The following is a 14,310-nucleotide window of genomic DNA, read 5'->3' on the forward strand; positions in this document are numbered from 1 at the left end:
GGCCTGATTGATCATAGGTTAATTTTCTCATAAGTAAGCCAGGCCATGAAGGCTTTTTGAAAGGATTATGAATATCCTGATCAAAGCGTTCATGGCTTTTTTTATTTTCTCTTTCACTGGTTTATCGCCGAGATTAATCGAAGTGCATAAACAAAGACTATTGGAAAGGAAGGTAAACTATGGGAATCGACCGCACTATTTATCCGTTTACTGCCATTGTAGGACAAGAAAAAATGAAAAAAGCCCTGCTGCTGAATGCCGTTAATCCCAAACTGGGAGGTGTTCTGATCAGGGGTGAGAAGGGAACAGCCAAATCTACCGCTGTGCGTGCCCTGGCACAACTTCTTCCTGAGATAGAGGTAGTTGCAGACTGCCCTTGCGGCTGTCCGCCGAATTATAAGCCCGACATGTGCCCGGTTTGTCTTGAGCGATTCAATACAGGTGAAAAACTACCCGTAACCAAGCGCAGAGCGCGGGTGATCGATCTTCCGGTCAGCGCCACCGAAGATCGGGTAGTAGGAACCCTGGATCTTGAGCAAGCCATCAAGAAGGGAGAGAAAAAATTTGAGCCGGGTATCCTGGCCGAAGCCAACCGGGGCATTTTGTATGTTGATGAAGTAAATCTTTTGGACGACCACATTGTGGATGTACTGCTCGATTCTGCGGCCATGGGGGTAAATACCATTGAGCGGGAGGGAGTATCATATTCCCATCCTGCCCGCTTTATCCTGGTAGGTACTATGAACCCGGAAGAGGGGGAACTGCGGCCCCAACTCCTTGATAGATTCGGGTTATGTGTGAATATTGAGGGAATCTTAGAGCCTGAAGCCCGGGTTGAGGTCATTAAGCGAAGGGTCCTCTACGAAGACGATCCCGCTTCCTTTGCCAAGGTCTGGGAGCCAAAGCAGCAGGCTTTACGGGATCAGATTCGGAAGGCGGAGGATATATTGGATCAGGTTCAGGTACCGGAAGAGACACTCCTACTCATTGCCAGAATTGCCATCGAGATGAACGTAGATGGGCACCGGGCAGATATTATCATGATGAAGGCCGCCAAAACCCTGGCTGCTCTCGGCGGCCGCTGTGAAGTAAACAAAACGGATATTCAGGAAGCTGCGGATCTTTCCCTTCAGCATCGCATGAGGCGAAAGCCTTTTCAAAAGATCGGTATGGAAGAGGAAAAATTGAGCCAAATGTTTTTAACCGGAAAAAGGGAGGCAAATTAAAGCCATGTCCTGGGAAAATCTCTATCCTTTCACAGCCATAGTGGGCCAGGAGAAGATGAAAACTGCCCTGCTCCTGAATGCCGTATGCCCCCAGATTGGCGGCGTATTGATTCGCGGTCAAAAAGGGACGGCCAAATCCACACTGGTGCGCAGCTTATCTGTCCTTTTGCCGGAAATAGAAGTGGTTGAGGGCTGCCCCTTTTCCTGCGATCCTCATGATCCTGTGAACCTTTGCGAACAGTGCAGCAGGCTGCTCACTCAAACAGGCAGCCTGCCTTCAGTCAGACGAAAGGTCCAGGTGGTAGACCTGCCCATTGGAACAACCGAAGACCGGGTTGTAGGCACCATCGATCTTGAACGAGCCATTCAAGAAGGGAAAAAGTGCTTTGAGCCCGGATTATTGGCCCGCGCTCACCGGGGAATTCTCTATATTGACGAGGTGAACCTGCTCAATGATCATATCGTGGATGTTATTCTGGATGCGGCAGCATCTGGAGTCAATATTGTCGAGCGCGAAGGCGTATCGTATTGTCATCCTGCCCGCTTCATTCTGGTAGGTACCATGAATCCGGAGGAAGGGGAACTGAGACCTCAGTTAATCGACCGGTTCGGTATGTGTGTAACCGTTGAGGGTTGTAGTGATCAGAAAAAAAGAGTAGCCATTATGATCCGCAGGGAGGGATTTGACCGTAATCCTGCCGATTTTCTCCAGGAATGGGAGCAGGAGCAGGAAAAGACCCGCCAAAAGATACGACGGGCCATAAATCGATTGCCTTCGGTTACCATCTCAGAAGAGTTGCTCGGTCTTTGCTCCAGACTGGCTATGGAAGCGTTTGTGGCAGGCCACAGGGCAGATATCATTCTTCGATGGGCAAGCCTTGCCCTGGCCTCATTTATGGAAAGAAAGGCAGTTCAGACCGAAGATATAGAAGCGGTGGCAGATATGGTCTTGTTTCATCGAAAACGTCAGGTTCCTCCTCCGCCTCCACCTCAGCAGGAACAGGACCAATCGCACGATCATGACCATCACGATCACCATGACCACCAGGATCATAAACCGCAAGAGGAAAAAGAGGAAGAAACGAGCAGTCAACAACCGGAAAATGCCTCTCATAACCATCAAAATTCTCCATCCGATGAGGAAGAAGAGCGAGGGCAGGAGAATGAGCATGACGATGCCCCCGATCAGGAACAAGAACCTGCCCCAGCCAGCGCACCCCTCAAGGAGAGAGTGTTTGAAACAGGAGAGCCCTTTCGCGTCAAACGGTTCGATCTTGAGCGGGATAGAAAACTTCGTAAAGGCTCAGGTCGAAGGAGCAGGACAAAAATTGCCACCAAGTCAGGCCGCTATGTGATGAGCACCATGCGCCGGAAAAATAATGACCTGGCCCTTGACGCTACTCTGCGGGCAGCCGCTCCCTATCAGAGCAGGCGCAGAAAAGAGAATGTCGCTATTGCCATTGAAAGTTCAGATATCAGAGAGAAAATCAGAGAGAAGAAGATCGGCAACTTTATCATTTTCGCTATCGATGCCAGTGGCTCTATGGGCGCCAACAAACGCATGGTCGCAGCCAAGGGAGCGATTCTTTCTCTCCTCATGGATGCCTACCAGAAAAGAGATAAAGTCGGTCTGGTTGCCTTCAAGGGTGACAAAGCCGAGGTTATTCTTCCTCCCACCAGCAGTATTGAATTAGGCTATAAACTGATGGAGGATCTGCCCGCCGGAGGGAAAACTCCTCTTACCCACGGGCTCCTCACGGCTTATCAGCTTATCGAGACACAACTGCGCAAGGACCCATTTATCTATCCCCTGCTCGTACTCATCACCGATGGCAGATCCAACGTCAGTCTTTATGGTGATAAGCCTCTGGGAGAATCGTTGAAAGCGGCTGAAATCATCGGAGAAGATGATCGGGTACGGACGTTGGTGGTTGATGTAGAGAAAAAAGGCTTTATGTCCTTTGGTCTCTCGGAGAAAATAGCCCGCCAGATGGGAGCTAAATATTTCCTTCTCGAAGATTTGAGGGCCAGCACTCTCATGGAGGCAGTGAAGGGTGAGATGGTGGATGCTGTGGAGTAATGACTCGAGTTTTGCAGTGCCAAAAAAAGCTTTAACTTAAATCGGGGCGGCGCAATATCCCTGAAGAAGGATTCGAGTACCTCTGGAGCCCGATTCTCTGCCCAGATATACGAGGTGGCCCGTACCTTGCCAACGCAGCGCTTATGATGCCACCTATTTAGAGCTTGCCATAAGCAAGAACGCGGGGTTAGTAAGCCAGGATAACCAGCTATCAAAGGCAGCAAGAGAAGCTGGTGTTAAGATATTGGATTTAGGGCTCTTAGGGTCATTTTCCCCTTCATGAAACTTTGCCTTCCGGAAGAGCCGTACAAATTCGGCTTCTTCAGGAATCCATTTTCGTATCCCATTTGCTGGAAGTAAACGATGTTTACCTTCAGTTCTCCCAAGATTCCTCCTTGCCTGTTCACCTCTTGGTCACTGGAGAAACCGGGAGTATGTCACAGAAATTACGTCACCATAGTTTACATTGCTCAAGATTTATTCACCTCACCAGGGAGGCCAACGGACATCGATCTGTCCATAACTATCTGTAATTTAAATTAATATCGAATATATTACGGTGATTGACTCCAATTGGTACATAATCTGCATGATAATTTGCCATAACCGAAGGCGTATGGTAAATTAAGATATACACCCATAAAGCTGACAAATGGTATCTTCTTCTCCAATGGATTCAGGAATCTTGGAAGTGACAGGGATGCACACTATTACCGAATTGGAGCTTGCTAATCGAATTACCGAAGAAATTCCTACCTTGCCTACAGTTGTAGCGCATATTTTGAACATCGTCTTAGATGACAGAAGCACGATCAGGGACCTGGCGGAGGTTATCCGGAAGGATCAGGCACTGACAGCCAAAGTGCTGAAAGTGGTCAATTCCGGAGCTTATGGTTTACGGGGGAAGGTCAGCACCGTAGACCATGCCATAACCATTCTGGGTTTTGACGCTCTCAAGAAGCTGTTATTATGCCTGACCGTGTTCGATAACCTGTCCCGGCAAAACAGGGACGGGTATTTCTTCAACAAATCCCAGTTCTGGTGTCATTCTCTGGCGGTAGCCACCGTGGCCAAAGGCATAGCTTCGCTGAGCGGATACCTGTGTCCTGACGAGGCTTACGTAGCCGGTCTCCTGCACGATGTGGGGAAGATCATCATCGAGCGGATCATGACTGATAAGTATCTCAACTATATGAGAAACTTAAACCTGACTCCCAATATGTCTTTGCGCTTTGAGGAAGAGAACCTGTCGGTCAACCATGCTCTGGTCGGCAGGCTGGCCTTTGAGAAGTGGAATCTCCCCCTCTCCCTGCAGAAATCCGTCGAACTGCATCATGGCACGGAAGAAGGCCACGAGGATATCCATGAGCTGGCAGCCATTGTTTCGGTAGCCGACTTTATCTGCTGGACCCAGGCCCTTGGCTCGTTCAGCTTCTTCTTTCACCCTGTGCTCAATCCTCAGGCGGAAAGGGTTGTCGATCTCAAGAACCTGAAGATAGAACCTATTTTGAAGCAAATGAACAGGGAACTGGTTTTGAATGCCAGGGCTTTCAATTTACAGGCAAGCGATTTGAAAGGATTCCGGGAAGCCCTGCAAAAAGCGAATTTTGAGCTGGGAAGGATCAACTCCCTGTATAGTGATACGAAAAGAAAATTAGAACGGCACATTCAGGAGATCCATGATACCAAGAGCAAACTGGAAAAGCATGTTCATGAGCTGAACACCTTGAATGATATCATTTGCAAAACCCGCGAGACCCTGGAGCCGTCACAAATTATCCGGAATGTTTTGCAGGGGGTAGGGGAAGGTTTCGGATTTCCCCGCTTGATCTGGTTTTCCGTTGACTCACAGAGGAAAAAGGTCACCAGCAAAGCATCTTATGGCGATTTCCAGGTCGATCCGGCAGATGTTGCCGCAGGCGGCACCTGGGATGAAGGCATCGGGCCCCTTTTGCCTCCCTGTATCCAGGGCAGGGAAATCCTCCATCTCAAGGCTGACCGGGATGGGCTGTTGCCTCCCGCATCATCCCTTTTATCAAGCCTGCACAGCAGTGAGCTGCTCCTGGTTCCCATCAGCACCGACCGGAAAGTTACCGATCTGCTCCTGATCGACAATCAGGATGAATACGTCGCCATCTCTGATGATACGATCAAAGTGCTCGACATTCTGGCCGTAAACCTTGGAATGGCCCTGGAAAATGCCAAGCTGTTCCAATATATCAGCCAGATGGCTGTGGTTGACTGCCTGACCAACATCTATAACCGCCGTCAACTGGACTCGTCATTGAGCACTGAAATCAGCAGGTCAACCCGCTTTCAGCAATCGTTCTCAATCGCACTTTTCGATGTCGATCACTTCAAAACGGTTAATGATACCTATGGTCATCAGGTCGGAGACCTGATTCTGAAAGATGTGGCCACGATCATAAAAAGCAATTCCCGGAGTATCGATGTTGTCGGAAGGCTGGGAGGTGATGAATTCCTGGTCATTTTACCCAATACCCAGATGGAGAGCGCTTCCGCTTTCGCCGAAAGGGTCCGGCTCATTGTGGAGGAGTACGGATTGCTCAGGAAAAACATTTTCCCCAAGTGCCAGATCACCCTCAGTATTGGAGTTGCCGAATTCAATAATTTCCAGGATACCCCGGCAGACCTTTTACAAAAAGCGGACAGGGCGCTGTATCAGTCCAAACAGAAGGGGAGAAATTCCGTCAGTGCCTTTGAAGGATAAGGGTACGTACTTAATGCCCTTCGCTTGCGCCGGGTTCGAGGTAGATCACGGCCGTGCTGTCGTCATAGGATAAAATTTCAGCATACCGGCCCCAGTTGATAGCTGTCTCAAGCTGGCGTTCCGCCTCTTCAGGGGGGAATTCGACTTCCAGCTCGGATTGGACGATATCCCACCCCACCTGCTTGCGGTCAGAAACGTACAGCATGGCCATCAGCCACTTGAAAATCGGCAGCCTGCGGATACGGGTGGCAAAGATCTCCTTGCGGGCCGGGATGCTGGCTTCGGCAAAGGTTTCGCCAAGGGGTGTCAGAGTGATGTCACCCTGGGCAATAGTGGCAAATCCCAAAAGCTCGGCAGCCTCGGTCAATCGCAGCAGGTGATCAGAATCGACTTTCAGTTCTTCGGCCAGCCGGTAGATGTCAGCCCGGTTATTGGTCATCTCATCCAGGCGCTCCAGCATGCTGGCCAGGTTGGTGAGGCCAATGTGCGGCAGAGCGCGGGTTTTCCCGCCCGGCTCACCCGGTGCTGCACCCAGCTCGACATGCTCCGGTTGGGTCTGACCAGCCAGAATACCGTAGACCCGGTCCACTACTGCCAGAAATCCGGCAGCTTTTCGCTGGCGCGGCTGGGGCAGCCTCAGTTTGAGATTAGTTACGATCCGGCCCGGATTTTTATCCATGACGATAATGCGGTCGGCCATAAAAGCAGCCTCCTCGATATTATGGGTGACCAGGAGGATAGCTTTGGTCGGAATGCTGCCGCTGGTCCACAGCTCCAGCAGCTCGCCGCGAAGGGAATCGGCGCTGAGAACGTCAAGGGCCGAGAATGGCTCGTCCAGGCAGAGCAGTTCCGGCTCCACAGCCATAGCGCGGGCAAAACCAACCTTCTGGCGCATGCCGCCGGACAACTCGCGCGGGTAGGCGGTCTCAAATCCGTCCAGCCCGACTCTGTCCAGAAGGTCAAGAGCCCGTGTCGTGCGCAGCTTCGGAGGAAGACCGCGGGCCTTTAAGGCTACTTCCACATTCTCCAGCACGGTAAGCCAGGGAAACAGGGCAAAGGTCTGAAAGACAATGGTTGCATGGGGATTTACCCCGGCAAGGGGCGCACCGCGGTAGATCACCTGTCCCTCGGTCGGCTGCTGGAGTCCGGTAATAATCCGCAGGAGGGTGCTCTTGCCGCAACCCGATGGACCCAGAAGGGCAATGAATTCTCCTTCGCTCAGGGCCAGGTTTATGTCCTGGACTGCGGTGAATCGCCGCTCTCCACTGCCATAAATCTGGTTAATATGCTGAAGCTCCAAAAGGTAATTGTCTGCAGGCATGAGTGTTACTCCGTTCCAATCACTACTCCATTCGATATCGTTCTTCGGCCAGGCGGTAGAGGTGCCGCCAGAGAAGCCGGTTGATAATGACCACGACCAGCACCATACTGAGCGTTCCGGCCAGGAGCAGGGGATAGTCTCCTGCTGCCGTAGCCCTGGCAATGAGAGCACCTATCCCGGTAGTTTGCAGTGTTTTTCCGCCGAATTCGGCGTATTCGGCTACAATGCTGGCATTCCAGGCGCCGCCGCTGGCTGTGATGGCACCGGTGACGATATAGGGAAACAGCGAGGGCAGGATTAAGGTGTGCCAGCGCTCCAGCATGCTCTGTTGCAGCAGGGAGCTGGTATATTTCAGATCCTGGGGGATGACCATGGCTCCGGCAATGACGTTGAACAGAAGATACCACTGGGTCCCCATGAGCATCAGCAGTACAGCGGCCAGATTCAGGCCGCCCGGAAGCCTGATCATAACCAGCAGAAAGACCGGAAAAAGAGCTGTGGCCGGCACCGAGGCCGCGATCTGAATCACCGGCTGCAGCCATGTGGACAGTTTCGGGTTGGTGCCTATGGCAACTCCCAGGGGCACGGTCCAAGCCAGGGCAATAGCCAGGGAGGTGAAAACACGAAGCAGCGTTGCTCCTACTCCGAGGCTGATATTTGCCCACTGGGGCAAAGACACCGTCAGCAGCATTCTTCCGGCCAGGTAGACACCGTACAGCAGGCCCAGCCCGCTTATTCCTCCGATGAGACGCAAAACCCAGGGAAGGTGATCGTCCCCCGGCCTGGCAGGTCTATTGCGCATAGGGAAGTGACGCAGAAACCAGGCATCCAGATGCTCGATAATCAGCCCCTGGACTATCCAGCTGAACCAGGCAATCAGGCGCGAGCTGCGCAGGGCATCGTAAACCCAGGAGGTAGGCGGATTGGCACTCTCAACCATTTCGAGCTTAAAGCGGTCAGACCAGGCCAATAAGGGCCGCCAGAGCAACTGGTCCAGAGCAACAATAACCAGCACCAGGGTAGCGATCCCCCAGGTGATGGCCATTAGGTTCCCGCGCCAGGCAGCTTCCTGCAGGTATGCGCCCAGACCCAGCAGGCGAAAGTCACGCTGCCCGACAGTGAAAATTTCAGCCGCCATGAGGAAAAACCATCCGCCTGACCAGCTCATCATGCTGTTCCATATCATGCCGATAGCGGCAAAAGGCAATTCCAGGGTCTTAAAGCGCATCCAGCCGTTGAACCGGAAGGTCGTGCTGACCTCGCGCAGTTCCTTGGGAATGGTGGTCAGTGACTGGTACCAGGCAAAAGTCAGGTGCCAGACCTGACTGGTAAAGATCAGAATAATGGAAGCCAGCTCAGCCGCCATCTTCTGGGGCATAATGGCACTCAGACTCAGCAGCGCTACCGGCAGAAACGAGAGAATCGGCACACTCTGCAGCACATCAAGGAGCGGCATCAGGATCTGCTCCCCCCGGCGATGATAGGCAGATATATAGCCGTAAATCAAGGTAAAAAATAAAGATAAAGTATAGGCAGCGGCCATCCGTCCGATAGACAGGGCTGCATACCGGGGAAGCAGAGCAGGGGAGAGGGAAACCGCCGGACCCTCGATCACGAGCGGCGCTCCGCTGGCCAGGCGCACTCCGACATAGACGAGGACACAAAGCCCGATAAATACCACCACATCTCCCCAACTGATGCGGTGGCGAGCCATTTGCTCGGGTATAAAAATCCAGAAAGATTGCCTCATGAGCGCCCCATCAATTACCCTGCCATGCGTACTGGTTAACAAAGGCTGATCCAGCAGTGTAGCCTAACTTACCAATATTTTCAAGCAAATTAGAAAAACGAGTTAAAACTCAGAATGAAGTCGGTCTTTCCCCTGACTTCTCCTGCTCTTCACTGGCCACTTGCTTTTACTGGCCACTGACCACTCTCTCCTGACTCCTGACTCCTGAATTCTCATTTTTAATATTCATCAGAAAAAGAATATTTAACCGAATTATTTACAACAGTCAACCTTACAATCAACTTTAGCTCGTGCATCGTAAGAGAAAAGGGAGGCATAGTATGCGAAAGAGAATAGTTTTATTCCTGATTATTCCAATCATGGTCATATGGCTTTCTGGTTCCGGGTTTGCTCGAGATGCCAACTGGCTGCTGTCTGAGCTCGATATTAAGCCCGATCAGGGTTCAGTCTGGTGGGATCTCCCGTTCCAGTATGCTCAGACATCCTGGCCAACCATACACCGTGATTCCAGGAACTCGAATTATCTCCCCTTTACGACCAGCAGTAAGCTGAAACCAAAGTGGCATGCTCTCGAAGGTGAGTATTCGGCAGTCATCACCCCGCCAGTCATCGGGCCGGAAGGACATATTTATTTCACTACCGGAAGGGAAGAGGAATATGGCAACCTGCATGCCTTCGACTGGGAAGGAAACGAGCTGTGGCGAAGCTATCTGCCGGATGGGGGGGCATTTGGCAGCTCTCCCTTGATAGATCGGGATGGTGATCTCTATCTTGCGGATTTGGATGAATTTTTCAGCTTCCACTCGGATGGATCCCTCAAGTGGAAATGCTCCATTGACGGACCGTTCGCCTCAACCGTTTTTTCTCTGGACGGCCATATTATCGGGATAAACGTTGATGGCCAGGTTTATGCACTCGACCCCCGGGATGGCCGCATGGCTGCTCCTCCCCTGGACCTTCCCGGCCCGCCCCCGGGAGAGTTCTACCGGATTCCTGCTCCTCCGGGCTTATGGAAAGGGATGGTAAATGAGAATGGCCCGATAACGGTGAGTGAAGCCTTCAACGGGCTTATGGGATATCGATTCAAGATCACCAATACTCCGGTCGTGAATCCGGCCAATGGCCGGATTTATATTCTTGGTTCAGTGAAGTCTGCCGATCGGGGAAGTGTTATCCAGGGAAGATTTTATGGTATTGATTTTGTCCCCGGCAAGAATAACAAACCCGGCGAGCTTCGGCTGGTTTTTCAATCAAAAATAAATGCGGGAAGCGGGTCAAGCCCGGCTATTTCAGCCGATGGAAGGCATATCTATGCTCTTGATGGAGCAGGAGTGTTACATGCTTTTGATAAAAATGGAGAAAGGGTATGGAAACTGCATGTCGGCACTATGCCTGCCTCACCAACCATCGGACCGGATGGAACGATCTACTGCGTAAGCGGAAGTGCTCTTCACGCAATCAAAGATTCCGGGGATTCAGGCACAATTGCCTGGGAGCTGGACTTCACCGATGCTGCTGCCAAAAAGCTGTCGGATTCCCCTTCCCCCTGGATTGAGAAATTTTCTTCCCGGAAGGTTAAACCTACAGTAAACTGCAATAGCGTCGTTTCCAGCAGTAAAAATCACTTATACCTTACCTTGAGCGCAGGATATGAAATCTCGCGGGAGAGAGGCAACATCCCCCTTTTTCTCCCACTGCAGTCTTTGCTGGTGGTTGTGTCACCACCCGGCATTGCCGGGGTGCAGCGGGCCAAGATAAGCTCAATTATAGAGCTGCCTGATACCAATGAAGGTATCTTAACCCTGGATAAAAGCGGGACAGTTTTTTGCTCCCATGCCTCTATTGCCACCTCAAGCGCTTATTACATCGCTCAAAGGATGATGGGTGCTGAGATCGATTTTCCCAGGCCGATAGGTGGAGTCACGGTTCTGGTGCCGGAAGGGCCTTAAGCTCTCTGAGGGACCTTGGGTCCCTTTTTTTAGGCAGTGTAAACTACTTTTGGGTGCACCTGAAGGATGCCCATAATTTGCATTTTATTATCTGGAGCTTTCCATGTGTCCCTTATCGCCCGTAGAGCCGAAAAGTCCTGGGAGATTGCATCAGTACTAGGTGCAGCACCCACTTTTCGGCTCTAATAACTATTCCCGAATTACCTTTTAATACAGCCACCAGAAAGGATAACGATAATACCTGTAGGTGGGATATTGGATAATAGGAAGAGGTAACCACAATTCTTTTGAATCCATTCCAAACCACCAGTAAGGGTAGCTACCCTCGCTGCTAGGTCTGCTTGGCGGAAGAACAGCCCAAACAGGGCCATGAAAGGTGCTGATACCCTTGGTATCCATATCCTCCAGCTTATAATAATAAGTAACGCCGGGCTTGGCTGAATCATCAATATAAGAGTACTCTGCGCTTAAGGTAGCGCCACCCACAGCTTCTATTGGGCCGGGATTGACCTTCATATAATTTCCATTTTCCGATTCACTTCGCCAGAGATTAAAGCCCGCATTATCAATCTCGCTGGATGTACTCCAGGTGATAATGATTTGGTTGCTTCGAGAAATTGCGTTAAATTGGTCTAATTGGATGAGTGTAGGAGACTCGAAGAGCGCTGTAACTTCAGATTGAGAAAGAGGGCCGTCATAGATACGGATATCGTCAATAAGGCCATTAAAAAAGCGGCCGAGATATCTGTGCCGTCCGAAAAACAGGGGGGAGTCATTACCTGCAATAGCACCCTGGCCAGGCGCTTCATCAACCAAAACACCATCTATGTACACGGCCATTCCAGCAGCACCCAAATTGGCTACCATATGGTGCCACTGATTATCATTGAAACCAGGTTCTGACATAAGGCCAGGGAAACCTGCGCCGTTTCCATAAAGAGCCTCAATCCTGTAGCCATAAGGGATGTCGTATTGTAGTACATACCCGCTGTAATAGGGATTAGTTCCCCAGCCATGCCCCTTGTCGAGGAGATCAGCACAATATTGCTGCGTATCGCGAGGTTTAAACCAGAGAGATATGGCAATGGAATCTGGATTGAGAAGAGGGCTGTAGCCAACTTCCACGTAACTATCCGAACCGTTAAAATCGAGTGCATAATCTCCTACTTTCCCGGCAGCATAAGATGCGTTGAATATGGTTCCATGCAAAAGGTTTCCAGAATGATCTAAAGCCGTGCCTCCGCTGCCTTCTTCGAAATCCCAATGTCCAATGAGATGAGGAGCGGGTGTAGGAGGCGGATTGTAGAGCACTATTACTTCAGATTCGGAAAGTGCGCGGTTATAAATACGGATATCATCTATGACACCGTTGAAATGATGTGGACCGTTATAGAATTCCTTTTCAGCGCCAATGATCAGATTTTGATCATTTGAGCGCAGTGTCTCATTGGTAGAGGTGTATGATTGATTTAAAGTTCCATCAATGTAAATATTAACATGAGGACCATCGTATATAACTGCAAAAAAATGCCACTCTCCTTCTTCGAATATGCCGGAATCGCTATTGTATGCAATCCTGCCGCTGAACTGGAAGTTGAGGGGAAAATGTAAATATTTACCACTGTTTATACAGATTTCAAATGTATCATTGCCATCATGATCGGCCTTATTGAGAATGCCAAGCCACTCAGAGGTAACTGCACTCACCTTAATCCAGCCTGTAATCGAAATGTCTTTTTCAATGTCTAAGCTGCTATGATCAAGGACTTCAATATAATCATCCACTCCGTCAAAACCATATGCACTATTTGCAATCCCGAATCTATCTTCACTCAAGGCGGCTCCATATACCGTTCCATGATTTCCATTGCCACTTTCATCATTGGCATTGCCGTTAAATGCATAATGGGCAACAAGTCCATCATTCAAATGAGCGAAGGATGTTGATATTCCAACTATTAGTACTAGCCCTAAAACTACACTGAGAATTAATGCTTTTCTCATGATCTCCTCCTTTAACGTTAAAATTAATATTTAACAAACTAGATCGATTAATAATTATTAATTTAATATTACCATTCCACTTTAAAACCAGTTTATTTATCACGATTTCCATAAACTGTTAATCATTGGTATTAGAAATAATGCCTATAAAAATTTAATACTTTTAATATATGATTGTCAAGTATAAAATAATAATTATAAAAATAAAATATTAATATTAAGTAAAATATAAATTAATTCGATAATATATTAATTTTGGTCTTTAGTGTGGTGGCTTTTTGTAACCAATCGTCACCCCCGCGATGACACTTTCCTCGTCACCCTCACGAAACTGGTTACTGACTACTTAACTACTTAACTTAGTATGGGTAATCATGGTATACTTACTTTAGTCAATGCTTAAAAAAATGTAACTCCTCAGGGTCAAAGGGGCAAAGGCGCAGATGCACAAATTTACTTTACCTGTTTGCTGCTCAGCTTTCCGATTACATCGCTCTGCATTCATTGTATCTTCTTCGCCTCTTTCCGCCTTTGTCCCTGTGTCTTTCTGTTTTTGCCCCTTTGTGCCTTTGCCCCTGAGTAGTTACAAAAAAATAAGCCAACATTAAGAAGGAAAGTGAATAGTAATGACCAAGACAGTAAATATCGATGAAGTACAAACGCAGTTATCCAAGATATTGTCACTGGTTACAGCAGGTAATGAAATAATTATTGCCGAAGGTGATAAGCTGGTGGCGAAAATAGTTCCCATTTTACCACATCCTCAAACACGCATTGCTGGATTGAATAAAGGAAAGATTTGGGTAAGTGATGATTTTGACGAACCCTTACCAGACCAGTTTTGGGTGGGAACAGTATGAAGCTGTTATTAGATACACACATCTTCATATGGTGGTCGAGTGAACCAGACAGACTTTCACCAAAGGTACTTACTCTATGTGAGGATATTAAAAATAGTTTGGTGTTGAGTGTTGCAAGTGTATGGGAGATGCAGATTAAACTGCAATTGGGTAAATTGAAACTACAACTCCCGTTACAAGAACTGATTGAAAGTCAACAGCAAACAAATAACATGCAGATTTTACCTATTGGTTTAGAACATGTTTTAGAGTTACACAATTTACCTTCGCACCACAATGATCCCTTTGACCGCATGTTGATTGCACAAGCAAATGTGGAGAGCGCCTATCTTGTAAGTAAAGATGAGATATTCGGCAAATATGAGGTAAACCTGCTTTGGTAAAAAAGC

10 protein-coding genes are annotated in these 14,310 nt (G+C 49.1%); 6 read left to right on the plus strand and 4 right to left on the minus strand.

Going from position 1 to position 14,310, the window contains the following annotated elements:
• Positions 1–179: 179 nt before the first annotated feature.
• Positions 180–1,226, plus strand: coding sequence for an ATP-binding protein (locus AB1611_11160; GenBank protein ID MEW6380149.1), 1,047 nt, complete (start codon positions 180–182; stop codon positions 1,224–1,226).
• 4 nt (positions 1,227–1,230) lie between these two features.
• Complete coding sequence (locus AB1611_11165) at positions 1,231–3,306, plus strand: putative cobaltochelatase (GenBank protein ID MEW6380150.1); 2,076 nt, start codon at positions 1,231–1,233, stop codon at positions 3,304–3,306.
• 236 nt (positions 3,307–3,542) lie between these two features.
• On the opposite strand, the gene AB1611_11170 is transcribed toward AB1611_11165, so the two are convergent.
• Complete coding sequence (locus AB1611_11170) at positions 3,543–3,692, minus strand: hypothetical protein (protein MEW6380151.1); 150 nt, start codon at positions 3,690–3,692, stop codon at positions 3,543–3,545.
• Positions 3,693–3,976: 284 nt separating this feature from the next.
• Between AB1611_11170 and AB1611_11175 the strand changes: the two genes are divergently transcribed.
• Positions 3,977–6,037, plus strand: a complete 2,061-nt coding sequence (locus AB1611_11175) for a GGDEF domain-containing protein (protein MEW6380152.1) — start codon at positions 3,977–3,979, stop codon at positions 6,035–6,037.
• A 10-nt stretch (positions 6,038–6,047) separates the two neighbouring features.
• Here AB1611_11175 and AB1611_11180 read toward each other — a convergent pair whose 3' ends face one another.
• A complete protein-coding gene (locus AB1611_11180) occupies positions 6,048–7,358 on the minus strand; it encodes a nitrate/sulfonate/bicarbonate ABC transporter ATP-binding protein (protein MEW6380153.1) in 1,311 nt (436 codons plus the stop codon).
• Between the two features lie 22 nt (positions 7,359–7,380).
• Positions 7,381–9,072, minus strand: coding sequence for an ABC transporter permease subunit (locus AB1611_11185; protein ID MEW6380154.1), 1,692 nt, complete (start codon positions 9,070–9,072; stop codon positions 7,381–7,383).
• 356 nt (positions 9,073–9,428) lie between these two features.
• Between AB1611_11185 and AB1611_11190 the strand changes: the two genes are divergently transcribed.
• Positions 9,429–11,057, plus strand: coding sequence for a PQQ-binding-like beta-propeller repeat protein (locus AB1611_11190; GenBank protein MEW6380155.1), 1,629 nt, complete (start codon positions 9,429–9,431; stop codon positions 11,055–11,057).
• Between the two features lie 207 nt (positions 11,058–11,264).
• On the opposite strand, the gene AB1611_11195 is transcribed toward AB1611_11190, so the two are convergent.
• The gene (locus tag AB1611_11195; GenBank protein ID MEW6380156.1) at positions 11,265–13,061 is read right to left on the minus strand and encodes a LamG domain-containing protein; all 1,797 of its coding nucleotides are present in this window, start codon (positions 13,059–13,061) and stop codon (positions 11,265–11,267) included.
• 626 nt (positions 13,062–13,687) lie between these two features.
• On the opposite strand from AB1611_11195, the gene AB1611_11200 reads away from it, so the two are divergent.
• Both AB1611_11200 and AB1611_11205 read left to right on the plus strand, forming a co-directional pair.
• Entirely contained in the window at positions 13,688–13,921 is a 234-nt protein-coding gene (locus tag AB1611_11200; GenBank protein MEW6380157.1) for a toxin-antitoxin (TA) system antitoxin, read from the plus strand.
• Complete coding sequence (locus AB1611_11205) at positions 13,918–14,304, plus strand: type II toxin-antitoxin system VapC family toxin (protein MEW6380158.1); 387 nt, start codon at positions 13,918–13,920, stop codon at positions 14,302–14,304. The genes AB1611_11200 and AB1611_11205 overlap by 4 nt, the downstream gene beginning before the upstream one ends.
• The last annotated feature ends 6 nt before the right edge of the window (positions 14,305–14,310 follow it).

This window comes from bacterium (assembly GCA_040755755.1).
In the GTDB taxonomy this organism is placed as follows: Bacteria; SZUA-182; SZUA-182; order DTGQ01; family DTGQ01; genus DTGQ01.

Excerpts from the sequence above, each read along its gene's own strand:
- AB1611_11160 (MEW6380149.1), top strand. The coding sequence starts at position 180 with ATGGGAATCGACCGCACTATTTATCCGTTTACTGCCATTGTAGGACAA.
- AB1611_11165 (MEW6380150.1), top strand. The coding sequence starts at position 1,231 with ATGTCCTGGGAAAATCTCTATCCTTTCACAGCCATAGTGGGCCAGGAG.
- AB1611_11175 (MEW6380152.1), top strand. The coding sequence starts at position 3,977 with ATGGATTCAGGAATCTTGGAAGTGACAGGGATGCACACTATTACCGAA.
- AB1611_11180 (MEW6380153.1), bottom strand. The coding sequence starts at position 7,358 with ATGCCTGCAGACAATTACCTTTTGGAGCTTCAGCATATTAACCAGATT.
- AB1611_11185 (MEW6380154.1), bottom strand. The coding sequence starts at position 9,072 with ATGGCTCGCCACCGCATCAGTTGGGGAGATGTGGTGGTATTTATCGGG.
- AB1611_11190 (MEW6380155.1), top strand. The coding sequence starts at position 9,429 with ATGCGAAAGAGAATAGTTTTATTCCTGATTATTCCAATCATGGTCATA.
- AB1611_11195 (MEW6380156.1), bottom strand. The coding sequence starts at position 13,061 with ATGAGAAAAGCATTAATTCTCAGTGTAGTTTTAGGGCTAGTACTAATA.
- AB1611_11200 (MEW6380157.1), top strand. The coding sequence starts at position 13,688 with ATGACCAAGACAGTAAATATCGATGAAGTACAAACGCAGTTATCCAAG.
- AB1611_11205 (MEW6380158.1), top strand. The coding sequence starts at position 13,918 with ATGAAGCTGTTATTAGATACACACATCTTCATATGGTGGTCGAGTGAA.